General features: G+C 66.8%; 20 protein-coding genes and 2 pseudogenes. 19 read left to right on the top strand and 3 right to left on the bottom strand.

The features are described 5' to 3' along the window. Nucleotides 1-38: 38 nt before the first annotated feature. The 17 genes and pseudogenes from ACLIVD_RS43510 to ACLIVD_RS43430 all read left to right on the top strand — a co-directional run. Nucleotides 39-308 (top strand): annotated as a pseudogene (locus tag ACLIVD_RS43510) (hypothetical protein); the annotation flags it as partial. Further along, on the top strand, nt 308-1105 hold the full coding sequence (locus ACLIVD_RS43505; protein ID WP_206004817.1) for a hypothetical protein: 798 nt from the start codon (nt 308-310) through the stop codon (nt 1103-1105). The pseudogene ACLIVD_RS43510 and the gene ACLIVD_RS43505, both read left to right, overlap by 1 nt. Nucleotides 1106-1350: 245 nt before the next feature. Continuing rightward, nucleotides 1351-3327 (top strand): cutinase family protein, encoded by a 1977-nt coding sequence (locus tag ACLIVD_RS43500; RefSeq protein WP_206004816.1) that lies wholly within the window; start codon nt 1351-1353, stop codon nt 3325-3327. A 657-nt stretch (nt 3328-3984) separates the two neighbouring features. Next, complete coding sequence (locus ACLIVD_RS43495) at nt 3985-4455, top strand: hypothetical protein (protein WP_491933868.1); 471 nt, start codon at nt 3985-3987, stop codon at nt 4453-4455. Between the two features lie 543 nt (nt 4456-4998). Then, complete coding sequence (locus ACLIVD_RS43490) at nt 4999-7008, top strand: ADP-ribosyltransferase (protein WP_206004814.1); 2010 nt, start codon at nt 4999-5001, stop codon at nt 7006-7008. Nucleotides 7009-7075: 67 nt separating this feature from the next. Continuing rightward, the gene (locus tag ACLIVD_RS43485) at nt 7076-7246 is read left to right on the top strand and encodes a helix-turn-helix domain-containing protein (protein WP_196775324.1); all 171 of its coding nucleotides are present in this window, start codon (nt 7076-7078) and stop codon (nt 7244-7246) included. Next, nucleotides 7243-8334: an ADP-ribosylglycohydrolase family protein gene (locus ACLIVD_RS43480; protein ID WP_206004813.1), complete on the top strand. Its 1092-nt coding sequence runs from the start codon at nt 7243-7245 to the stop codon at nt 8332-8334. Before ACLIVD_RS43485 ends, ACLIVD_RS43480 begins: the two co-directional genes overlap by 4 nt. A 223-nt stretch (nt 8335-8557) precedes the next feature. Next, nucleotides 8558-9337 (top strand): DnaE2-dependent mutagenesis accessory factor ImuA', encoded by a 780-nt coding sequence (gene imuA' / locus ACLIVD_RS43475; protein WP_206004812.1) that lies wholly within the window; start codon nt 8558-8560, stop codon nt 9335-9337. A 118-nt stretch (nt 9338-9455) separates the two neighbouring features. Beyond that, complete coding sequence (locus ACLIVD_RS43470; RefSeq protein WP_206004811.1) at nt 9456-9749, top strand: hypothetical protein; 294 nt, start codon at nt 9456-9458, stop codon at nt 9747-9749. Nucleotides 9750-9857: 108 nt separating this feature from the next. After that, nucleotides 9858-11105 (top strand): saccharopine dehydrogenase family protein, encoded by a 1248-nt coding sequence (locus ACLIVD_RS43465; RefSeq protein ID WP_206004810.1) that lies wholly within the window; start codon nt 9858-9860, stop codon nt 11103-11105. 418 nt (nt 11106-11523) lie between these two features. After that, a complete protein-coding gene (locus ACLIVD_RS43460) occupies nt 11524-11769 on the top strand; it encodes a helix-turn-helix transcriptional regulator (protein WP_206004809.1) in 246 nt (81 codons plus the stop codon). A 208-nt stretch (nt 11770-11977) separates the two neighbouring features. After that, nucleotides 11978-12670 (top strand): class I SAM-dependent methyltransferase, encoded by a 693-nt coding sequence (locus ACLIVD_RS43455; protein WP_206004808.1) that lies wholly within the window; start codon nt 11978-11980, stop codon nt 12668-12670. Nucleotides 12671-13645: 975 nt separating this feature from the next. Then, on the top strand, nt 13646-13834 hold the full coding sequence (locus ACLIVD_RS43450; RefSeq protein WP_206004807.1) for a hypothetical protein: 189 nt from the start codon (nt 13646-13648) through the stop codon (nt 13832-13834). A gap of 228 nt (nt 13835-14062) precedes the next feature. Further along, nucleotides 14063-14458: a hypothetical protein gene (locus ACLIVD_RS43445; protein ID WP_241032099.1), complete on the top strand. Its 396-nt coding sequence runs from the start codon at nt 14063-14065 to the stop codon at nt 14456-14458. Between the two features lie 221 nt (nt 14459-14679). Further along, nucleotides 14680-15093, top strand: a complete 414-nt coding sequence (locus ACLIVD_RS43440; protein ID WP_241032098.1) for a hypothetical protein — start codon at nt 14680-14682, stop codon at nt 15091-15093. 33 nt (nt 15094-15126) lie between these two features. Further along, a pseudogene (locus ACLIVD_RS43435) lies at nt 15127-16115 on the top strand (ATP-dependent DNA ligase). 871 nt (nt 16116-16986) lie between these two features. Next, nucleotides 16987-17820, top strand: coding sequence for a DUF3626 domain-containing protein (locus tag ACLIVD_RS43430; protein WP_206004805.1), 834 nt, complete (start codon nt 16987-16989; stop codon nt 17818-17820). Between the two features lie 68 nt (nt 17821-17888). Here the strand turns inward: ACLIVD_RS43430 and ACLIVD_RS43425 are convergent, their stop codons facing one another. From ACLIVD_RS43425 to ACLIVD_RS43415, 3 genes are all read right to left on the bottom strand, one after another. Beyond that, entirely contained in the window at nt 17889-18779 is an 891-nt protein-coding gene (locus tag ACLIVD_RS43425; RefSeq protein ID WP_206004804.1) for an aminoglycoside phosphotransferase family protein, read from the bottom strand. 138 nt (nt 18780-18917) lie between these two features. Then, nucleotides 18918-19448, bottom strand: coding sequence for a DinB family protein (locus ACLIVD_RS43420; RefSeq protein ID WP_206004803.1), 531 nt, complete (start codon nt 19446-19448; stop codon nt 18918-18920). Between the two features lie 199 nt (nt 19449-19647). Beyond that, on the bottom strand, nt 19648-20130 hold the full coding sequence (locus tag ACLIVD_RS43415; protein ID WP_338050649.1) for a GNAT family N-acetyltransferase: 483 nt from the start codon (nt 20128-20130) through the stop codon (nt 19648-19650). A 311-nt stretch (nt 20131-20441) separates the two neighbouring features. Between ACLIVD_RS43415 and ACLIVD_RS43410 the strand changes: the two genes are divergently transcribed. Then, nucleotides 20442-21818 (top strand): MATE family efflux transporter, encoded by a 1377-nt coding sequence (locus tag ACLIVD_RS43410; protein WP_206004801.1) that lies wholly within the window; start codon nt 20442-20444, stop codon nt 21816-21818. A 51-nt stretch (nt 21819-21869) separates the two neighbouring features. After that, entirely contained in the window at nt 21870-22616 is a 747-nt protein-coding gene (locus ACLIVD_RS43405; RefSeq protein WP_206004800.1) for a hypothetical protein, read from the top strand. Nucleotides 22617-22698: the final 82 nt, after the last annotated feature.

The raw sequence follows: 22698 nt of genomic DNA, 5'->3' as shown, positions 1-22698 counted from the left end.
GCGGCGGGGACGTATACGCCGTCCGGGCGGGAGTTGACCGGTGGGGCCGCCGCGTGGCGATGCGGATCGCCCGCGAGGCAGGTCGTTGGCCGGTCCGCACCGTCACCGACTCCTGGGTGTACCTCCTCGCCGGTGGCGAGGATCTCGCCGACCCGAGCGCGGCACTGGGGAAGATGGCGGTGGAGAAGGACACCGTCCTCACCGACACACTCCTGTCCGCCGTGGCGTCGGCGCAGGACGTGCACGAGGTGAACCTGGCAATCAATGCGGTCTTCGCCGACGAGAACGACGGGGAGGGGGTGCTCTGATGGCCCTGCACCTTCCCACACCCCGCACCACCAAGCCGCCGCAGCAGGCGGTCGGCCTCGACGGCCTCAAAGTGAACGTCGCCGACGCCGCGACCAGCGGTGTCGAAAAATCGAAGCAGGTCAAGAGCGGCGGACTGGCCGCACTGACCAGCAAAGTCTCGATCAAACAGCTGCGCACCGAGCTCGGCAACGACGGTCTGCGGCAGGCCGCGATCGACGCCGGCCGCACCCCACCGTCCGACCGGACGTTGCGGCGGTGGGCGCAGCAGGGCCGCATCCCGCACCCGGACATCCTCGAACGCGCGCAACGCCGTGCGGCGATCGAACGCCTCGGCGGCATTGATGCCGTCGCACAGAAGATCGGGCGTTCCCGCTCCGCCGTCTCCCGATACCGCTCCGGGGACACCAACGAGCTGCGGGCCGACGCCAGCAAGAAACTCAAAACCGTAAAGGCGCAGGACATCATGAAACGCGCCGGGGTGCTGCGGCCGGACGGCACCCCGAAAAGAGCAGTCATCCGGGTCAAGGGCGGTGTCATGGTCCGCAACGGCGCCGACGTGGGATACGACTACCGGGTCCGCACCCTGGATTTCGCGAACTCCGACACCCCGTTCAGTAGCGAGGAGTCCCGCGAACTGGCCGCCGCCCTCGCGAACGACGATCACGCCCGAGTCGTTGCGCTGCTCGAGCGGCACGCCACCCTCGACTACCCGGAGAACAAGGGCTTCGACAGATACAGCGACCAGTTCGGGTTCCACTTCGACCACATCGATTCGGTCCACATCGACTGGATCTGACCCGGAGGGGACATGTCGTTTCCGCAGGTCATGACGCGAGGAAGAGACACGGCGTGCGCGGGGGCGGGAGGCAGGGCGGGGTGCGGATGAGGGTTATCCACATACCCCGTTGAATCTGGCTGCCGAATTCGGTCACCGTATGCACCTCACCCCATCGGTGTGTGTTCTTCGGACGCTGCGCGTGGCATCCCGGGGCCGCATCGAGGGGTGAGCGTCCAAGCTCGCCGGCGACAGATGAGGTGCCCATGCCCGCAAGATGTTCGAGAGCCCGCAGCGTGGTGGCTCTCGTTGCGTGCGCGACCGTCGCCGGCGGTGCCGTCGCATTGACCGCCCCCGCTATCGCGCACGCCGACCCCACCGGCTGTGCGGCGACGTTCAATTTGCTGATCCCCGGTACCTGGGAGACCTCGGAGAACGCCGACCCCCACCAACCTGTCGGGATCCTCACACCGGTCGCTGACGCCATCACCACTGCCCACGGCGGGCGGGCAGAGGTCTACACCCTGCCGTACATGGCCCGTGCGTTCGACAACGGACATACCTACGCCGACAGCAAGGTCGACGCCCTCACCAAGGCCGAGGCCGTACTCACCGAGGTGTCGAGCAAGTGCAGGAACACGAAGTTCACGATTACCGGCTACTCCCAGGGCGCCGATGCAGCGGGCGATCTCGCCTCGGGGATCGGCAACGACAAGGGGCCGGTGCCCGCTGATCGTGTGCTGGCCGTCGGCCTGCTCGCCGACCCCGGCGCCGGCACCAAGGGTGCGGCGATCGTTGGGCCTCGAACCTCCGGCGCAGGTATCGCGGATCCGCGACCCCAGGGAATGGGCACACTCTCCGGCAGAGTTGCCTCGATCTGCGATCCCGGCGACCTGTACTGCTCGATCCGCAAGGGCGACAACCCGCTACTCGGCTCGCTCGGATCGATTCTGAGCAAAACCACCGGCACGGGCGACACCAGCAACGTCGGCGGAAGTGCCGAACTGGCGACCGCGCTGACCTCGGATTTCTCCGGAGCTGACCTGCCCGCGCTGGGCCGGGGTGTTGCCGCGCTCGGACAGCAGCTCGCCGAGCCGAACATCAACGTCGGCGCTGTTGCCGCAACGGCGTCGTCCATCGCACAGACACTCGCCCCGATGGCGGATCTGATCGACTCCGGGACCGCGCACGCCGCCGCCGGACAGCTCGCCGGAGCCCCGGTGGGTAGCCCCGAACACAGTGCCTCCGAGGTGCTGTCCCACGCCGGGGAATCCGATCTGTCGGCCGCGCTGACCGCCGTGACGACGCTTGCCGACACCGCGGGCAGGCTGGCCGATTCGGGCTCATCTGTGGCCGGGACGTCGGGGGACGCGGCGCAGCTCTCGGCCGCGGCCACCACCCTCGACGGTCAGCTCGCCCCGCTGACATCCACCCCGGCCGATGCGCTGTCGACGGCCTCGAATGTGCTGTCGGTGCTGAAACCGGCCACGGTGGTGGGCCAGGTCCTCAACGTCGCCACCGGGGTGACAGCTCTCGACGTGCCTGGCATTCTCCGCAACCTCACGATGCTGCCGCAGAAGGTCGCCGCGCTCGACGCCCGCGGAGCACACCAGGTGGCCGGCGAGCTGAACAACCAGTTCGCACCGTTGGTGAAGATGGCCGCGGCCGTCGATCTTCGCTGGGTGTCGCAGGTGCTCTCGGTCATCCCGGACCCCACCGGGTACACGCAGATTGCTGCGCTCGTGGCGTCGATCCTCGCAAATGTCGACGTCATCCGGCTCGCCACCCTGATCGGACAGATCCAGGAAATTGCCTGGACCGCGGTGGAGAAACTGCTGCCACCACCCGGGCAGCTACCCGACCCGCTCGGAGCGGGTGCGGCGATGACCGGACTGCTGCCCGTTGGCCTCGACCTGGCCTCGGTCGCGGTGGCCATGCTCTCGGGCAAGGCATCCAAGACCCCTCCGGAGCTGCTCGGCACAACCTCGAAGGCGGCCACCACCATCGCCGCCCAGGCGCAGAATTTCGATCTGCCGGCGCTGACCGGCTCGTTGACGACCATGGCCCAGTCCCGCGGTGCCGAGGATCTGGCCGCTCTGGTCGGAGAAGGGCTCGAGGCCGCGAGCTTTTTCACCTCCGGCGCCCACACCAACTACAGCGCTCTGGTCGTCGATAACGCAGGCCGCGACGCGATCACCTGGCTGTCGGATTGGCTGACGCTGCAGATCGGACGGTCGGTATGACCTCCCGCGCCCACAATCCGGCCGCTCGCTGGACCTTCTGCAGCCTGTGTCATCACCGCGGTTATCACAGCCGCGCGGACGCCAGGGCCGTGCGCAGAAGACATCCCGGGGAGAAGGGCCTCGCCGTGTTCGTTTGCCCGCACACCGGGGGACTGTTCCATGTCGGTCACCGCCCAGATGCGCTGACCAGTGGTCAGATCGATCGGCAACTGCTGCGACACCAAGCAGTCCGAACAGCGGAAGGTCGACGAGAATGAGATTTGGCAGCAACAAGTTTCGATCGTCGATCGCCCTGGCGTACGTCGCGGTCGGGTTCCTCGGGGGCGCCGGCCACCAAGCCGGAATCGACCGCCCGCGCGGTCTACCACGGACTGTGGTCACCGCGGCACAACAGTCGCCGGCAGAACAGGCCCCGGCGGCAGGCGCCGCTCGAGCGGGGGCCGAGGTACCCGGCGTTGACGAGTTGATCGCCGGGATGACCGTTGTCGGCCCATCTCCACGGTCGCCGGATACGACCGAGACTGCGGCAAGGGAAACGGCTGCGCAGGACTGGGGAGAACGACGCGCGGTATTCGCTGACGACACCACCTCGAACGTGATCGCATCCGAGGAAAAGTGAACCAGTCGACATCGAAGCGGGGGCCGCAAGTGCCCCTGATGATCAGCCGGAATATCAACAACGATACGAAGGAACCGCAGATGAGCCTCCACGCCGATGTAGTCCACCGTGCGCTCTCCCTCGACGAACAGTGCGTACATGCGTTGAGAAACCGCGGTCTGCGGCTGACGCGCGCCGAGAGGCAGGTTCTTTATCGTGTGGTGCGGCAGAAGGGGAGTGAGGAGTTCTTCCTCGGTGGTGTGCTGGGGATCCACTTGGTTCTCTTTCTGCTGTTCGCGTGGGTTCTCCGCGCCTTGGGAGATCAACTCGGGGTGCCGATCCTCCATGAACTTGCGGGGCTCGCCCTGTTCGGTGCGGCGTTCCCCTTCGTCGCGCAGTTCTTTCGGTGGGTGCTTCATTCCTTCGGGCCGATCCGCGCCTGGCGTACCCGCCGCTTCGAGACTGCCCGGGGCCGAGCCGAATGCGTGCTCTCTGAGATCTCAGAACGAACAGCACCGGTCACCGCCTGACAGCGTCACTCCACGAACTTCGTGGACTCAACCGAACAGGCAGCCCTGGAGAACGACGCACACACGGGCGATGCTCACCGGTCACTAGCGTGACTGAAAAGAAATCCGCGGCAACAGGTGATAGTCGGCGTCCTACCTGTTTGAACGACACTTCCTGCGAACGATTTCCGCTTGTAACATACAAGCTCGACGTTGTAAGGTAGTGGAGATCGGAAGCTCGGATGATCTTCAAGGCATGACAGGGTCGAGCGGAACGGACCGGGGGAGAATGGAATGTCCCACGACGGCGTCCTCATCACCCCTGTCCACCGAGCGGCGCAGCGTCGTAATCGACTAGCCCGCTTCGGTATCCGAGACCGACTCGGATGTGGGGACATGCCGCCGGGCCAGTACGATGCCCACATGTGCCGCTCGAAAGCCCACGGAAGTGGTCGACGTTGCCCGGGGTGCGGAAGCTACAAGGCCGCTGCGAAAGCCAACGCGAACAGGCGATTGGGCCGTGAAGCTAGGAAGAAGGTCGTCGACCACCTGAAATAGCAGGGCATGACCCTGACGGCGGCCGCAGTGCAGGCGGCGCCCCCGAGCGTCCTGCCGGAGCTGATGTCGGCGTTGGGAATCGACCCGGCAGTGCTGGGGGAGACCCCGATGCCGAGCGTCCACGCCAACCCGCCGTCAGCGAAACTGCTGATCGCGCACGCCGAAGCCGAGCGTGCGAAACTCGCCAGCCCGACGCTCACCCCGGCACAGGTCGCGCTGGAGGAGGCCGAGCAGCACCTGGCCGCAGCCGACGCGGAGACCGACGACGCCCGAAAGGCCGTCAACCGGATGCGGGCCCGGCTGCGGAAGGCGAAGAAGGCCGCCGCGGAAGGGACCGGAGCAGAGTCCGAGGTCGCCGCGAAACAGCAGGACGTCGACGACGCCAAACAGGCATATCTCGATGCCCAGCGCCGTCAGGGCGAAGCCCGCGACGACCTCGCCGCCGCCAAGTTCGGCCTGCACGAGGACATGTCCACCGCTGCCGAACGCGACGCCTACTTCGCCTCCCTCTCCGACGACGAGGTCGACACGATCACCCGAGCGCTGAACCGCCGCGCCGCGCCGGCCGCGGAGCAGGCTCTCACCGAGGGCGGACAGCCCGGCCTCTCCTCGATTCCTCGGGATACCGGCGTCTACAACGCCGGCACCATTCCGATGGAAACCGGATCCGGTGTCACCGAGGTCGAGGGACGCCTCCTCGACGGCGGGACCGCCATCTACCGGCGCGGCTACTCGGACTTCATCATCCTGCAGCGCAGCGGCGACGCGTACCACCCGGTGGGGCAGGCGAGTAGTAAGAACGACGCGCTGGCCAAGGCCAATCGAATTCCGGTCCTGACCGCGCCCGATCCGCTGCCGACCGGTGCGACCGAGATGCAGAAACAAGCCCACGCGATGAAGGGCGAAGTCGGGCTGCACGTGGCCCGGAAGGCGGTCGCCGGAGCCCTATCCACGCCGGCCGCGCAACAGGCGTTGATCGACGAAGAGATGGCCGAGGCGAGGGACACCCTGACCCACGCACTCGGCGGCGGACCGGCCCGCGCCGACATCCACGACGGCATCAAACGGCACAAGAGCCGGCTGCGGGAGCAGGCGGCGGACGCGGCAGGGCAGCAGGCGCGGGCGACAGCCCTCGCGGCCGGTGCGAGCACGGCCGAGGCCGACGCCGCGTACCTGAAGGCGCACCGACGTGCCCTGGGAACACCGACGGTCGGGGGCGGGGTGATCCCGCACTTCGACCACGACATCCCACCGCACAGCCTCGGCGCCGACACCCACGCCAGCCTCTGGCGCAGCGGAATCCGCGCCTACGGCAAGGAAACCGCCGGCGACTACAGCGTCATCGGACAGAAGGCCGGCGACCTGAAGGCCTGGGGGTTCCAGGTGGGCCCCGGCGGGCAGGTGCAGACGTCGAGCATCGGGTCGTTGACCACCTCGAATGCGCAGTTCGTGCAGAAGATGCTCAGCTATCAGGAGCGGACCGCGCTGACCACCTACACCGGCGGCGGCTACCACGCGATCAATGCGGCGATCACCGGCCGCGACCCGAGTCCGTCCGGGCACGTCAAGACCGTGGTGTCGCAGCTGGACTCGGCGTTCGGCAAGTTCCGGGAACACAACCCGAACACGGCGCCGATGACCCTGGTGCGCGGCACCCGAGTGCCGAGCGGATTCAAGGGCAGCACCGAGGAGTACATCGACGCTGCCTTCACGGTCGGGTCCCGCATGCAGATCGGCAAGGTGACCAGCTTCTCCACCAACCACGGCACCGCGAACGCCTTCGCCGGCCACCCGCCGTACATGATGGTCGTCCGCACCCGAGACGGACTGCCACTCAAGTCCATCTCGAACTTCTCCTCCGAGGACGAGGTCGTCCTCCCGATGGGCACCGATCTGCGGTGCGTGAAGGTCGACCACCAGGGCATCGGTGGCCGGCCGACGGTCTACATGGTCGCCGAAGACCTCGTCGCCGAATCCGATTCCGGCACCGGCGGCGGCGCGACCAAGGCCGCGTAAAACATTATCTACCAGCTAAAATGACACGTCCCCTCCCGGGAGGGGCGACAACGGAAGGACTACCGCGATGGCCGCACTCAGCGACGAGCAGCTCGACGAGATCCGCCGGCAACTCGATCAGGGGATGACCCCGGACGCGATCGCCGACTACCTCGGACGTGTCGCCGACCTGGACCTGATGGACATCGAGACCGTCCGCACCGCCGCCTACGCCCTCTCGCGAGGAGAGACCCCATGACCGCACCGACGACCGGCAACCACACCGCGCCGGCCGACACCCAGATCCGGTACGCCAACGCGATGACCGGACTGGCCGCCGGCGACGCCTGGGGATACCAGGTCGAATTCACCAGCTACGCACAGATGCCCGCGTATCCGGTCACCCCACCCACCGGACCGTGGGTCATCTCGGACGACACCCAGATGACCCTGGCCGTGCACCACGCCCTGGCCGAAGTTACCGACTTCGACGACATCGAGACGGTCACCGACGCTATCGTCCGGCAGTTCCTGCTCTGGCAGGTCGACCCCGACAACACCCGCGCACCGGGCCGCACCTGCATGCGCTCGCTGCACAACCTCCGCGCCGGGGCCCGCTGGTACGACACCGACGGCGCCGTCGAATCCGCCGGCTGCGGGGCAGTGATGCGCCTGGTGCCCACCGCCTTCGCTCCGCAGCCGTATTGGTTGGGGTTGACCGCCCTGCAGGCGGTGATCACCCACAAACATCCCCGCGCCGTGGTGCCGGCGTTGCTGCTCGCCGACGCCACCCGCCACGCACCGCAGCGCCGCGGCCGATTCCTCGAGCACGCCCTCACCGCCGCCGCGCAGATCTACCACGGCACCAGCACCTGGACCGAGGACCGGTATCTGCGGGAGGTCCTCGCCCCGATCACCGGGGACGTGTCGTCGTACCTGGTAGACGGGCTGAATGACGGGACCGCGGACATCCTCACCGCCGCCGCGGGCCGCCTCGAACAGCTCCGCCCGCTGTCGCCGGCCGAATTCGGCGACCCGTGTGCCGGGATCGGAGAGGGCTGGGAATCGGCCAGCGCCATCGCCCTGGCCCTGCTGGTCGCCGACCTCGCCACCACAGACAACGGCCACCCGGCTCCTCTGACAGGGCCGGAGGCGCTCGCCTGGGCGGCCACCAGCAACGGCGACTCCGACTCCATCGCCTGCATCGCCGGCGGACTCATCGGCTCCGCCCACCCCGAAAACGGTTACTGGGCCACCGCGGGTCTTTCGCCCTCCTTCGAGCCCCGCTATTCAGAGGAGATCACTGCCGCGGCGAGCCGGCTCCCGACCGGCGGCACAGCCGACTGACGTCACCTACGCCACCACGTAGGCGCTCCGTGGAGCTCGCGGGGGAGTACCTGCAGCACTGTCCATAGAACCCCTATTGCCCCTATCTCCCATATGGGTAGTAGGGGCAATAGGGGCGCCCGGTTGGCGGCCGCAGCGCGTCCCTGCTGTGGCCCGTAACTGGGAGTCTCTCGCGCCGACAGGCGGCCGTATGGGAACATATGTTCGAACGAAGGTGTCGGGCGTGGGAGGTGCTGTGGAGGCCGAAGCGGCGGTGGACCCGAGGGCCGACCGCATCGAGCAGCTGCGACGGCGGATGGACGCGATCCCGGCGCGCTCGGCCGGGCCGCCCCGGATCGGCCGCTCCGACCCGCGTCCGGTGGGGGAGCAACCCGCAGCGGCGGACATCCGGACCCTGCCGGTCGCGGGTCCGTTGGCGGAGCTGCTCGTGCACCGGGGGCTGGTGCGCGGCACCGTCGCGCAGATCACCGGCCCAGCGTCCCTGCATGCGAGTCTTCTTGCCGCGGTGACCGGTTCCGGCCACTGGGCCGCTGTGGTCGGCGACCCGACTCTCGGATTGCTCGCCGCCGTCGAGATGGGCGCCGACCTGAACCGGTGCGCGATAATCCGGGATCCAGGGGACGACCCGATAGCGATCGCCGCGGTGCTGGTCGACGGCCTCGACCTGGTCCTGGTCAGCCTGGGTGACCGGGACATCTCACCGAGCCGGGTGAGGGCGGTCACCGCGAGGGTGCGGAGGGCCGGGGCGGTCTTGGCTGTCGACGGGCGATGGCCGAACGTCGATGTCCGGCTGCGCGCGGAGGTGGCCGGCTATCACGGACTCGCGGCCGGCCGGGGGCGGGTGACTGGCCTCGACCTCGACGTTGAGGCCATCACGCGGGGCCACCGGCCGCGCCGAGCCCGGGTCACCGTTGCCGGCTGCGGCGGGCACGTCGAATGGACCACCGCCACAAGAAATCCCGTCGCGCCGTCGCCGGCGCCGGAGTTGCGGGTCGCCCAATGACCGAACCTGCCGTGGCCCCCCGATGAGCGCGCCTGCCGGCCTGGAGGGTTGGAGCGAACCGTTTCCCGGCGCGCCTGTCCTACGCCGCCTTCCTGCCCCGGTGCCCGTGGTTGTCGACATGGCCCACGTCCTGCCCGGACCGTCGGGGTTCATCCGCGCCGACACTCTGGCATTACGGGTGAGGGCAGGCGGGGTAGTTCTGGAGTCGGAGATGCCCGGGGCCCTGCATTCCTGGCTCCGCGTCGCGGCCGACGGACGGTGGCTCGCGCAGGTCTGCGTGCCGGTCCGCTCCGCGAACGGACGCGGGCACCTCGACCTCTGGCTGTGGGTCGAATCCGCGAACGTTGCACCACAACCGACCATCCGCGACACCCCACCGGCACCGGAAAATGATCCTGAACTGGGTGGATGACACGTCCCCCAAGTGGTGTCGCGGATACTCTCACCCTCCCTGGTATATGAGTATTCCGGTAACGGGTACCTGTTCCGCTCACCCGGCCGCGCTTGTAGGCTCGCGGCCATGACCGACAGCGCACGCGACCGCGAACTCGATCTCGTCCTCTACGGTGCCACCGGGTTCGTCGGCAGGCTGCTCGCCGACTACCTCGCCCGCACCGCCCCGGACGGGGTACGGATCGCGCTCGCCGGACGCTCCCACCCGAAACTCGAGGCGCTCCGCACCACCCTCGGGCCGCGGGCCGCGAACTGGCCGATCCTGATCGCAGACTCCCAGGATCCCCTCGCGCTCGTCGAGCTGGCCGCCCGCACCCAGGTTGTGGCGACCACGGTGGGCCCGTACGCGAAGTACGGGGCCGAACTCGTGGGCGCCTGCGTCGCGGCGGGCACCGACTACGTCGACCTGACCGGGGAGGTGCTATTCGCCCGGGACAGTATCGATGCCCACCACGAGAAGGCCCGGGCGGGTGGGGTGCGGATTGTGCACTCCTGCGGGTACGACTCGATCCCCTCCGACCTCGGGGTGCACGTGCTGTACCAGGCGGTCCGAGCCGACGGCGCCGGCGACCTGGGGGAGACCACGCTGGTGGCGTCGCTGCGCGGCGGCGTCTCGGGCGGGACCATCGATTCGCTGCGCACCCAGATCGACGCCTCCCGCCCCCACCCGGCGCTGCGCCGGTTGGCCGCATCCCCGTACTCGCTGAGCCCCGACCGCACCGCCGAACCCGACCTCGGCCGCCAATCCGACATCGCGATCGTGAACGGCGCCGACATCGCCCCCACGGTGCGGGGGTGGACGGCACCATTCGTGATGGGCTCCTACAACACCCGCGTGGTGCGCCGCAGCAACGCGCTGCGCGGCTACCTGTACGGGCGCACCTTCAAGTACCGGGAGGTGATGAGCGTCGGCGGCTCCCGACTGTCCCGCCTCTACGCGGGCAGCGTCGCCGCGATTCTCGGTGGCCTCGTCCTCGGCCTCAGTGTCCGGCCCACCCGGTATCTCCTCGACCGCATCCTCCCCGCCCCCGGCCAGGGCCCCAGCGAAAAGACGCAACGCGACGGGTATTTCGCCATGGACCTCTACACCACCACCACGACCGGCGCCCGCTACACCGCCCGAGTGAAAGGGGACGGGGATCCCGGCTACCGGGCCACCGCGGTCATGCTCGGCGAATCCGCACTGAGCCTGGTCCTCGACCGCGACCGGCTCCCCGATACGGCCGGGGTCCTCACCCCCGCCACCGCCCTCGGCGACGTCCTCGTCGACCGGCTCAGAGGTGCCGGCCTCGAGATTTCTGCCCGCACACTCTGACACGACCTTCTCTCGAGCCGCCGGCTGGCTCGCGAGTTCAATTCCACCCACGCGATGGGAGCTCGTATCGGGCTGACCCGCCACGCCGGAGCCTGCAGCATGATCCGAGTCTGGTCTTGTCTGCGAGCATCCCTGCGGTCACCGACGCATGAGGTGGGGGACGTGTCGTCCTTCCTGTTCAAGGGATCGCAAGTGTCGCATCAGACTCGGTTCCTGGTGTCCCGTCTCGCGATGTCCGGGTCGCCGGCAGGGCTGCCGGACGGCATCTCGTTCGGGGTTTCGTACCTTGCAATGCATCGTTGTATTGTTTGGGCCTGTACGGACCCGCGCGCGGCACCTGCCAGGCGTGATCGCCGGGCAGCACCCGAAGGACCCCGTCCGATGGCCGGGGAATGACCAGAAAGGACACTCGTCCACGATGGCGAACCCGCATCGATTGACCACCGATCAGGTCCTCGAGCTGATCAAGGCGGAAACCGGTACCGAGCTGTCGGCCACGACGTTCCGCGGATACGTCACCCGCGGGCAGGCTCCGGCGCCGGTGGAGAAGATCGGCCGCACCCCGCTGTGGAAACGGTCGGAGATCATCGAGTGGGCGAACAACAGGCCCGGCCAGGGCGCGCGCACCGACCTCCCCAAGTCCCGCCGCCGGCGCACCGACTGACCCTTCTCATCCCTGTTGGTCACTTGCCAACGAAATAAGCTGGTGTGCAACAGAACCGGGCGAACAGCGAAGGTTCTCGGGTGGGGGAGACGGGGTGGGCGTGTGGTGCCCGGGCGACGCGGACACGGCGGGACCGTTACCATCGCCTCTGGCCCTGCGGGGACCAGCTCCACTACGAATATCGACGATTACCGGGGGATGAATACACATGAGCGCTGAGGTCACGCAGGCGGAGAAGGACGGCGCCAAGAAGTACAGCCCGATCGTGTTGTCCGCCTACGACACGTTCGTGCTGCAGTGGAGCAACACCTACGCCTGGCGCTGCCCCCGCGAGCGACTCCTGGCCCACTACGACACCCACCTCGGCGCCCGGCACCTCGACATCGGCCCCGGCACCGGCTGGTACCTGCACAACGCCACCTACCCCACCGCGGCGCCCGAGATCACCCTGATGGACCTCAACACCAACACGATGGCGATGACCACCGGCCGGCTCGCCGACCGCGCTATCACCCCCGCCGTGCACACCGGCAGCATCCTCGCCCCCATCGACCCGGCCGTGGGGGTCTTCGATTCGGTGGCAGCGAACTTCGTGTTCCACTGCGTCCCCGGAACCTGGCCGCAGAAAGGCGTAGCGTTCGGGCACATCGCCCGGGTCGTCGCCGACGACGGGGTGTTCTTCGGCTCCACCATCCTCGGGACCGGTGTGCAGCACAACCTGTTCGGCCGCGCGTTGTGTGCCTTGTACAACGGGCCGATCAAGGCCTTCGACAACACCGCCGACGACGAGGACGGGCTGCGCACCGCCCTGTCGGCCGCATTCGAAGATGTCGAGATCACCGTCATCGGCACGGTGGCCGTCTTCGCCGCCCGCCGGCCGCGACGCACTCCGGCCTCTTAGCGGCCCCGAGGCCGACAGATCCGGCGCCCACCCCCGTCGACACTGCCGGGCCGTGACGTCATACCCCGGCACTCGGTCGACGGTAGAGAAACAGGCCGCCACCGCACGCCGACCGATCTACGGAAAAGTTCCGCAGATCAGGACCGGGATGGAGCACCGGCCTGGGGCAGTGGGTGGCGACCTGTTGCTCGTCGCAGAAGCCACCATAGATCGCCGCACCGACAGATCCGCCGCGCACAGACTCCGGCGCCGCCCCGGACGGGCTGCCCGCGACATCACTGGACCGCCTGGACTCTGCGGCTCGGCACCCTCGTGGTCGGTGCCGCGATCCCCTCAGCCCGACGGGTGGCGCGGTTGCTGTCGCTGCCCGCGGCACAAACCTTCGCCATGACGGTGCTTTCGCCACCGCTGCTGGTCCCTGTGGTGGCACGCCGCCGCCCTGGGTTGGGGCTCTGATGGCGGACTCCACCCGGATCGGGTCCTGAGATGGCCCGCCGTCGTCCTATCGGGGAGGTGCGGTTCACTGGTCGGCGGGGACATGCCATGCCCGCTGGTCGAGGCATCTTTCGGCCCGAGTGCGAGGGTCTTCTCGCCGCCGGAGCCCTCGAACCCGCACAACCTCGAACCCGCACAACCTCGAACCCGCACAGCCTCCACCGCGTTTTCCCGCGAGCTCTGGAAGCAGCACGAAGAGCGCATCTCCGTCCGACGTGATCGCGCATGACATAGAACCTGTCCGTCCGCAGGTACATGAAGCCTTGTAACATCACAATGTCATCATGTAATGTACATGTTGTTGATGCAACGCCGCTACGTCGAATTACTGCCACTGCCACTGCCACTGGCGCTATTAGTCACAAGGTCAACATGCCATGTCGGACTGTGTCAGAACAGGCGAGCGACCGCCGTCATCGCGTCCCCGTTGAACCCGGCGCCACTTACTCTGACGCGCACCAACCACCTACAGGAGTTCTCGTGTCCCACCTCATTGCCGAAGCCGTCACCCCCGACCACCGCGACCGCATCACGATCGTGCACGGATACCGCCGCGACGAGGCGGGTTCGCAGTTCGCTGCGGTGGAATTCGCCGACGGCACCGCGGGGGAGGTCGACGTCCTCGACATCTTCCTGTCCGTTCCGGAGGCGGTCGCTGTCGCAGCCTGAGCTGCTCCACGGGCCTATGTGTCGGGGTCCTGCCATCGAAGCCCTGCACGAGGACGTCATCGATGCTGTCCGAGTGTCTGGGTACGCTGTCCCCACGGCAGTGCGGGTGTACGACGTTCCGCTGTAACACAGGTGCCAGTCGCACGCCGGAGGTCTTCCGGGTCGCTGCACTGCGGTCCAGCTCTTCGACGATGAATACCGGTGCCTCACCCAGGTAGGAGTCACGAGATGATCCCGAACGATCACCACGTCCCGGTCCACACCGGCAGTGTCCACACCGAACCCTGGCGCACCGCGGCCGCCGACACCCTTCGCTCTTGCCTCGACGAACGCGCACGCCTCTCCCGGACGGGGAGGAACTCGGGCGACCACCGGCCGCCGCTGGCATTGCGCCTGTATCGCGCCGAGGACCTGCTGCCGCTGACCGCCGCGACGCCTACCCCCGAGACCGAGACCGAGACCGCACGTCGCAAGAAGCTGAGTTTCTCGCCGGGAATCGCCCTTGACGCCCTGGCCGGCCGCCGCACGGTCCTGTGCGACCCGACCACCGCGACACCAGCCGGTGATGCCGAGGTCGTGCGTCTCGGCCGGCTGGACGATGAACCCGAGGCCTCAGGCGAATAGTTCCTTCATCGAACCGCCACCACTCGACCCAAAACAACCGTTGACCGGCGTTGACGGCATGTCCCCGGTCTCGATTTCCTGCGCCGAACAGAGAGGTACCAATTCGTGACCGAACTCCCAACTGATCTGAGTGCACCACCGGTGCGGGGCAGCGGGGCGGCCCGATGATCGGGCGTCCCCCGACATGGGGAACCCCGTTTCCGGGTGAGGTGCTGCCCACGGTGGAACGCGAAATCGGCGCCCTCCGATCGGAACTCGCGGTGCACGACGGTGACAGCAGCCCGGTCGTGGGGATGTTCCGCCGATACCTGGAGCTGCTCGAACGCGACGGATTTCTGCTGCGCGACCGCGATCGGTTCGAGATTCGGCGCTTGCTCCGGCGGGCCCAGGGCCAGGTCACATCCACCGCGGTGTTCCTCGCCGGCGTCGTGGCGACGATCCTCGGGGCCGGCGGCGCCTGCATCCTGATGGACTACACCGCCGCCGCGCTCGGCCCGGCCAGCTTTCTCGCCGGAGTCCTGGTGGGAGCCGTGATCGCCGGTACCGTGATGCGAGTAGGCACACGTGAGCTGGAGTCGTGGACAGCGCACCTCGCCGACACCGCGATGGCGAGCCTGAACGAACGACTGCCCTGACCCGTCGCGGTCCCTCGAGACCGGGAGCGTCCGATGAGTAGAGCGGGGAATCGGCTGATCGCGCCGATGCTGGCCACCCCCGGGCCGCCGCCCGAGGACACCGACGGTCTCTGGGCGGCGGAAATGAAGTACGACGGCTGCCGCATCCTGGCCGCGGTCGGCGGCGATCGCCCGCCGGTGTTGTGGACCCGCAACCTGACCGTCGTCACCTCCTCCTACCCCGAGGTGACGGAGGCGCTGACCGCCGCGTTCGGCGGCCGCGGCCGCATCGTCTTCGACGGCGAACTCGTCGCCCTCACGCAGGGCGGCCCCTCATTCGCGCGGCTGCAGAAGCGAATGCACACCGTCCGACCGGGCGCCGCGCTGCGCAGGCAGGTGCCGGCGACATTTCTCCCCTTCGACGTCCTCTCCCTGGACGGGGAGGACCTGACGCACGCCCCGTATCTCGATCGCCGTGCCGCACTCGCCGACCTTGCCCATCAGCTGCCCGTCGCGGGCCTGCCCATCCAGGTCCCGCCGCACTGGGTCCAGGTCGAGAGTGAGGTCATTCTGGCCGCGGCCCGCGATTCCGCGATGGAGGGTGCGGTGTTCAAGAAAGTGTCGTCGATCTACCTGCCTGGACAGCGAACCCGGTCGTGGCGGAAGGTGCTTTTGCGCAATCGAATTAGCTGCATAATTCTGGGTTGGATTCCAGGCGAGGGAGGCTGCGCAGCCGGGTCGGGGCACTGGTGCTCGGCGCCTACGACGACGACCACGTCCTTCAGTATGTGGGCACGGTCGGAACAGGATTCAGCATGGCCGTGCGCAGGCAACTTCGGGAGAAGCTGGCCATCCTGGAGCGCCGCACCAGTCCGCTCGGGGTCGACGCCGCGGCCGTGGAGGAGTACGAGGCGGTGCGCTGGGTCGAACCCGTCATCGTGGTCGACGTCGCCCGTCACCGTCACGGAGGGCTGCGGCACCCGTCGTACCAAGGGCAGAGACCGGACGTCGATCCAGTGACTGTCTTCGTGCCCGAATCGTAGAAGACGCCGTCAGCTGAGGAGGAGGAGTGACGTCGTTGCAGGAGTTCGTGTGGTGGTTGCTCGGGGATTCGGTGTGGTACGTCCCCATTCCGGGCTTTCGGGAATGGATGGGCTTCGGATAGTGCGTGGTGCGAGCGAAGGGAAGCCGCTGTCGCCCTTCCCCGGTGACAGCGGCTTCGTTTCCTTCCCGGGAACGCTACGCAATGCAGGTCTTACCCGGTCAGGGAGACGGTGCCGGTCATATCGCCTCTCGGCAAGTGGTCGCTCGCAGCGACTTTTCTGGTGTGGTACCCGGGGTATGTCCCGCCACCGTCAGCCTCTTCAACGACCGGGTGTCGGGTGATATTCCGGACCCGTGCGGATTGGGAACCACCTGATGGTCTAGACACCCTGGCTGGTGCCCATAGTTCTTTGGTGGAACTCCTGGCACTGACTCCACACCTACCATGCGCCACCGGAGACGGGCGGACGCCCGCGTGGTCGCCGAGTTCGGCGAATGGGTGACTTGTGACGACGGCAGGTCCCGGAGGAAGGACGAAGAGCGGTACCGGAGTGAGCGCAGGGTCGTTCGGATCGCCGCCTTCAGTATCGGCCAGATAATGGCTGGACACGACATCGTGCTCAGCTCGTCCGCCTTCGCCACGATTCCGCGCGCAACTGATGGATTCCACGAGTCCGCGCGCATCCCGATGCTCATCCTCGGACCGCAGGTTTCTGCACCATTTGACGCACCCATCCGGCAATCTTCACCGGACGGGTCAAATGGCGATTCGCCAGCTTAGAGCGGTACCGGTGAACGCCCCCTTCTGGGCCGTGCCGCTGGAGGTTCGGCTTACGAACAACTGCGGGACGATCAACAGATAATGGATGCGTGGCTGTCGATTCCTCACCTGTCTCCACTGCCATCGCGCACGTCAGCGGCCTCGCCCAGGGTGTCCCGCTCGATCGGACACTCCGTGTGACACTGCACTTCCACCCAGACCTCCCCTTCACCGACAGCTCGACGCTGGAAGCGATCGCAGACCGCGGCGCGTACTTGTCGCAGTTCGAGACCCAGACCGGAAACGGTGGACTGACTGCCTACCCCGGCGGCGTCAGGTGGAAGTGGGAAAGCCGCATGTTCGGTGGCGCCTACGACGAGCACGAGTCGGCAGAACGGCCGAAGTATGGATCGCTGAACTACCGTGCCGACCCCTATGGCGGATCACCTCGTTTCGGCTCCTCCTACTTCCTGCTGGCCGAGCACACCCTCGACCGCACCACTTTCTGCTTTCCCGACAGCGTCTTCGAGCCCGACCTGTTCGGCACCGCCGAGGCGATGAACTTGATGGAGGCCGCCGCCGCGGTGGACTTCGACGATCCGCTCGACGACTACATCGAGGCGCACGTCCACGGCACCATCGACATCGCGTCGGACGTCGAGGCCCTCGTTCTCGACCCCAGCTACCGCGACACACCCTTCGCCGAGATCGCCCGGTCGCTCGCCTGCCCGGTGTTGTGGCATGACGGGTACACCGTGGCCGTCGAGAAGATTGCACACTATCCTGACTACCGGGGACCCCACATCGTCGACCTGGCCCGAGGCATTGCCCACGATGGCGTGCTCACCCCGTCCATCCTCGGTCGCGCACGGGGTGCGTCCTTCGACCCGCAGGACCTGAAAAAGGTGTGGCACTACATCGCCCGATTCGGCACCAGAGCATAGGGATCGGCGCACTTGAAGAAAGGAAATGGCGGACGTCGATTCACGCTCGTCGACTGGTCCCACCCGCCTTAGGAATGGTCGGCCAGGACTGCCTCGATACCGCGCCTCGCCACCGTAGCCAGAGCGGGATTGGTGCCCTGGTAGTACGGCAAAGCGATCAACCCGACGGACAGGGCCCAGCCGCGTCCGCGAGCCCACGTCGTGTCGTCGACCGCGAGGGCATCACGGAAGACTTTCCGCGCCTGCGGACCGAAAAGAGTCCACCCCACCATGCAGTCGCATGCTGGATCCCCGATCCCGAGGCCGCCGAAGTCGATCACCGCGGTGAGTCGACCCCGGCGGGTCAGCAGGTTTCCCGACTGTAAGTCTCCGTGGATCCACACCGCTTCCGTACTCCACCCGGGCGCATTGAGGGCCGCGTCCCACGCCCGCTCAACGGCGCGGGTGTCGAGGACTCCGCGCAAGGATTCGATCGCGGACCGCGTGGGTGCATCCCGCTGCACCAGTGGCACACCGCGGTTGAAGTTGTGCGATCCGGGTAGCGGTCCATTCGTGGTGTCGATCCGATGGAGGGCGTTGACGAATCCGGCAAGCTCGAGCGCAGCGTGGTGGGAATCGGCAGGCGGGGCATTGGTCGCATTCTCTCCGTCGAGCCACCGATACACCGACCACGGCCAGGGGTAGCCCACACCGGCCACTACCACGGCAACAGGTATCGGAACGGGCAGCGGCAGGAGCGGCGCCAACGCCGGCAGCCAACGATGCTCCTTCTCCACCTGTGCGACGGCCGCTGGGGTCCGCGGGAGCCGAACCACCAGGGCCTCACCCAAGCGGAACATCGCGTTGTCGGTGCCCGCAGAACGAACCGGCTCGATGGACAGATGTGCCCACTCCGGAAATTGCTCCTGGAGCAGCCGTCTGACGCGGACCACGTCGACCTCGATTTCATCGTCGTGCATCCTGATCCCAGAATTGGAGTCCTGCGCCATCGGAGGAGCGTACGAGCCGCCGGCTGAACGGACAACCGGGTTTCGTCGACTCACCGGGCAACGATCCGCTGCCGGGCGGTCTTCGTGAAGTCGATCAAATAGGAGACTTCAGAGTCCTACAGCGCCGTCAATCTGTTCCCGCAGTAAATCAGCGTGGCCATTGTGCCGGGCGTACTCCTCCAGCATGTGCGAGAGCACCCAGCGCAGAGATACCGGTCCTTCGCCGGGTTCGTTCCCGGTGACCTCGAGATCTGACACGGAGTTGACGTAGTGTTCCGCGAATGCGACCTCTGTCCGCCACGCGTGAAATGCTGCGACGACCGTCTCAATGTTTGCGCCTGCCACGTCGAATTCGTCGCCTGGAGTTGAGAAAAGTGCGGAGGCTTCTTCACCTGCCATCACCCGGCGGAACCAAAATCGTTCGGACTCGGCGGCGTGCCGAAGAAGCCCCAACAGCGACAGCGAGGAAGGGCTCAGCGGCTGAAGCGCGAGTTGCTCAGGGGTGAGACCGGCACACTTGAGTTCCAATGTGTTTCGATGCCACCGCAGAAACGCCAACACGTTTGTTCGCTCGTTAGCTTGCGTGGGCCGTTTTTCTCGCACGATTCTACTGCTGGCGATGAAAGGCGTAGCTGCCATGTTTCATCCTTCTTGTCCGATCCTCGGTCTACGCTGGATCGACCCTGCGCTGCTTGTCGACTACTCCGCCGTCCGCCACCTCGGCAAAGATGCGGTATCGGAGCGGCGTGTTCACAGATGCTTCTCTACCGGCTTCACGCCGTTGGCGGAAGATTTTCGATCACCCCGCCGGCGGTCACTGGTCGACTTTGACGGAACGTCAGAGTTGCAGGAGCATCGTGATCGCCCCGCCCACCGTGCCGACTGGTTCGAATCCGAACCGCTCGTACAGACGCAGCGCGTAGTTGTCCGGCTCTACGCTCAAGCTCACCGCCGTGAGGTGCTTCTCGCGGGCAGCGTCGATCAACATTTCCAGCAGACGTGTGCCGACTCCGTGACCCCGCCACCTGTGCAGGACTCCGATGGTCAGTTCCGGTGTCACCGTGTCGACGAACCCGTAACCCGGGGTGCTTTTCGGCAGGAATCGCAGCCACGCTGCTCCGACCGGACCTTCATTCTCCGCGATGACGCCGAGATCTCCCGCACGCGGCCAGCCGGTGACGTAGCGCGCCAGCTCTGGCTTCGCCAGCACGTCCTCCACGCTCCCCGATGGGCTATTGGGGTGCCAATAGGCCGCTGCTGCCAGCATTTCCGCAAGAAAATGGGCGTCCGAAACTACAGCAGGCCGAAGGCTGAGTGTCACCGTCAAACCATACCGACGCGGCAGCCGGACATGTGACGACGGCGCGGAAGACTGGGATGGAGCCACACAGACGGTACCTTTTCCGTTCGATCGAGTCGGTGCCAGGTTCGGGTGGCTCAATCCGTCTGTCCGTTCCACGCACCGTGATTTCAACCCTGACCGCGGCTGATATCGGTCACAAAGTTGCAGGTCGACTCGATCGGGCCGCACCTCCGGCGTCGCGCATACGGTCACTGCCGTGCGGTGTGGTGGGCGCTCGTCTGGAAATATCCCTACATGGTGAACAGATCCTGCCCACGATCGTGCGTGTCATGACGCATGCGGTCACGGTTCCGGTCGCACCCGCTGGCAGTCTCGTCGGCAGATGCTGGCAGGTCTGGGCAGTTGCGTGGCCGATCATCATGGTGTCAGCGATCAGTTTGATTCTCAGTGCCACCGATACCGCGCTGCTCGGACACTATTCGACGCAGGCGCTGGGGAGTGCCGCGGTGGCTTTTCCGATCTGGATCCTGTTCACGGCGATCATCATTCCGTGTGGTTCGGCGACACAGGTTCTGGTCGCTCGATGGCACGGCGCTGGGGACAGTACGTCGATTGTCCGTCTTGCCGGGGTCGGGTTCGTCGGTGTCGTGGCGGCGGGAACAGTGCTTGCGATTGCGGGTATCGCGGGTGCATCGGTGATCGTCGAGGCTACGGTGCCCGGCCGGCCTGAGGGTGGTGTCGACCCTGGTGTGGCGCACGACACCACGTCGATGCTGCGCATCTTGCTGATAGGACTGCCGTTCACGGCGGTCACGGCGCACCTGCGCGGACTACTCGGCGGTGTGGGGGATACCCGGACGGCGGCGCAGGTCACTGCCCTCGTTGCATTGGTGAACATGCCCCTGGCGTGGGTGTTGATTTTCGAGGTCGGTCTCGGGCAGGTCGGTTCGGCGATCGCCACGACCCTCGCCACTGCTTTCGGCGCGGCGTATCTGACATTTCGTGCGCGGGAAACGCTCGGCGAGTCCATCGAAGCGGCGAAGCGGGCCTCACCGGAGGGTCGCCGGGATCTTGTACGAGAGTGGCTCCGAATCGCGTGGCCGGATTCCGTCTTCGGCCTGTTCAGTTACGGCGCGGATGTCGCGTTGGTGGGGCTTGCGGCGGGACTGGGGGCTGCGGGGTTGGCAGCTTTTCGAGTGATGGGCTCGGCGGTGTCGGTGGTCTGGGTGATCATCTTCGGGTTGGCGTGTGCGATCGCGATACTGGTGGGCCAACGACTCGGGGCCAGGGACCGGGACGGGCACGAGGCATTTGTTCGTGCCGGAGCGGTGTTGATGCTGGTCGGGTCCAGCGTGGTGTCTGTGGTGCTCGCTTCATTCCCGGGGCTGTTCTTCGGCGTGTTCACCGACGACCCCGAGGTTCTCGATGTGGTGTCGGGGACTGTCGTCATTCTTCCGGTCATGACACTGATCATGGTGGCTGAGCTGGTGTATGCGGCTCAGCTCCGTGCGTTGGGCGATACCCGGGGGATCATGTACGTCTCGGTGCTGGCCACATTCTGCGGAACGGTGCCCGCTGCCTGGTTCTTCGTGGAAGTCCTCGATCGCGGACTGTGGGGCATCTATCTCGGACTGTTACTGGGATGGATCATCCGGTCGTCGGCGGTATGGATCCGCTTCCGGCGAACGGTCCAGCCTGCCCGGTAGCGGATCGCTAATCGGTCCCCCTTCGGAAGGGCTCTGTGCGAGTGTCGGCTCATGCACTCTTGCGATGATGAGCCGACGGACGACGACCACGACCTTCTCGACCTCGAGGAACCGGTCATCGACGATGGCATTCCGCAGACGATCGAAGACTTCTTTCGCGACTCGAGGGCCGGGGCAGATCCACATGAGCCCTTCCAAGTTGTCGCCGGCTCGGGTTTCCGCCCTCGCGAAGAATCCACCCTCGACGACCTCAAGACGAGTTCGATTTCCGCCCGTCCCGAAACCGAGCACAAACGTGTTCCGAGTGAATTCAGCCAAGTGCAGGCTATTCCCGGGGCACTGCAGCTCATCGACTACGACCCAGGACTCGTCAGAGCGATCCTCACGCTGGACGCACCTACCCAACGCCACCTCGCCCACTGGTGCGCAACTCAGGCGTACGAGTTCTCAGGATTGGCCAGCAAGGAGTGGGTCGTTCCGGCTCTCGTGGCGATGCGAAACGGACGACCCCTACCAGCGCCGTTCGATGATATGCAGAGCGCGATCCAACGGTGGATCGCCGATCGAACCGAAGACGATGAGCCGCAAGGGGACCCCCACTATTCCCTCGCCACTCGGCGCAATCCTTTCGACAATGGCGGATTCAACGTCCCCTATCAGGCGATCCCCGCACTCTTCAGCGCGCTCGACCGCGACCCGGTGGCTGCGGCACTTCGCACGCTGTCATACGCGTCGCATACGTATGGCGCGAGCGTAGACGACCTGCACCGCGCCCTGAAGCAGAGCTTTGTTCCGTAAGCGGATCCGCTTGGGGGACGAGACGCCGGCGGCCGACGGCACGCGCTGGCGCCGAGCTCGTCCCGGTGCGGGTTTCACTACC

This window comes from Rhodococcus sp. G6(2025), assembly GCF_058628105.1.
Note: the sequence above shows the minus strand (reverse complement) of the source record. Positions and strands in the feature narration are given on the sequence as shown.

Excerpts from the sequence above, each read along its gene's own strand:
- ACLIVD_RS43505 (WP_206004817.1), top strand. The coding sequence starts at position 308 with ATGGCCCTGCACCTTCCCACACCCCGCACCACCAAGCCGCCGCAGCAG.
- ACLIVD_RS43500 (WP_206004816.1), top strand. The coding sequence starts at position 1,351 with ATGCCCGCAAGATGTTCGAGAGCCCGCAGCGTGGTGGCTCTCGTTGCG.
- ACLIVD_RS43495 (WP_491933868.1), top strand. The coding sequence starts at position 3,985 with ATGATCAGCCGGAATATCAACAACGATACGAAGGAACCGCAGATGAGC.
- ACLIVD_RS43490 (WP_206004814.1), top strand. The coding sequence starts at position 4,999 with ATGACCCTGACGGCGGCCGCAGTGCAGGCGGCGCCCCCGAGCGTCCTG.
- ACLIVD_RS43485 (WP_196775324.1), top strand. The coding sequence starts at position 7,076 with ATGGCCGCACTCAGCGACGAGCAGCTCGACGAGATCCGCCGGCAACTC.
- ACLIVD_RS43480 (WP_206004813.1), top strand. The coding sequence starts at position 7,243 with ATGACCGCACCGACGACCGGCAACCACACCGCGCCGGCCGACACCCAG.
- ACLIVD_RS43470 (WP_206004811.1), top strand. The coding sequence starts at position 9,456 with ATGGCCCACGTCCTGCCCGGACCGTCGGGGTTCATCCGCGCCGACACT.
- ACLIVD_RS43465 (WP_206004810.1), top strand. The coding sequence starts at position 9,858 with ATGACCGACAGCGCACGCGACCGCGAACTCGATCTCGTCCTCTACGGT.
- ACLIVD_RS43460 (WP_206004809.1), top strand. The coding sequence starts at position 11,524 with ATGGCGAACCCGCATCGATTGACCACCGATCAGGTCCTCGAGCTGATC.
- ACLIVD_RS43455 (WP_206004808.1), top strand. The coding sequence starts at position 11,978 with ATGAGCGCTGAGGTCACGCAGGCGGAGAAGGACGGCGCCAAGAAGTAC.
- ACLIVD_RS43445 (WP_241032099.1), top strand. The coding sequence starts at position 14,063 with ATGATCCCGAACGATCACCACGTCCCGGTCCACACCGGCAGTGTCCAC.
- ACLIVD_RS43425 (WP_206004804.1), bottom strand. The coding sequence starts at position 18,779 with ATGCACGACGATGAAATCGAGGTCGACGTGGTCCGCGTCAGACGGCTG.
- ACLIVD_RS43420 (WP_206004803.1), bottom strand. The coding sequence starts at position 19,448 with ATGGCAGCTACGCCTTTCATCGCCAGCAGTAGAATCGTGCGAGAAAAA.
- ACLIVD_RS43410 (WP_206004801.1), top strand. The coding sequence starts at position 20,442 with ATGACGCATGCGGTCACGGTTCCGGTCGCACCCGCTGGCAGTCTCGTC.
- ACLIVD_RS43405 (WP_206004800.1), top strand. The coding sequence starts at position 21,870 with ATGCACTCTTGCGATGATGAGCCGACGGACGACGACCACGACCTTCTC.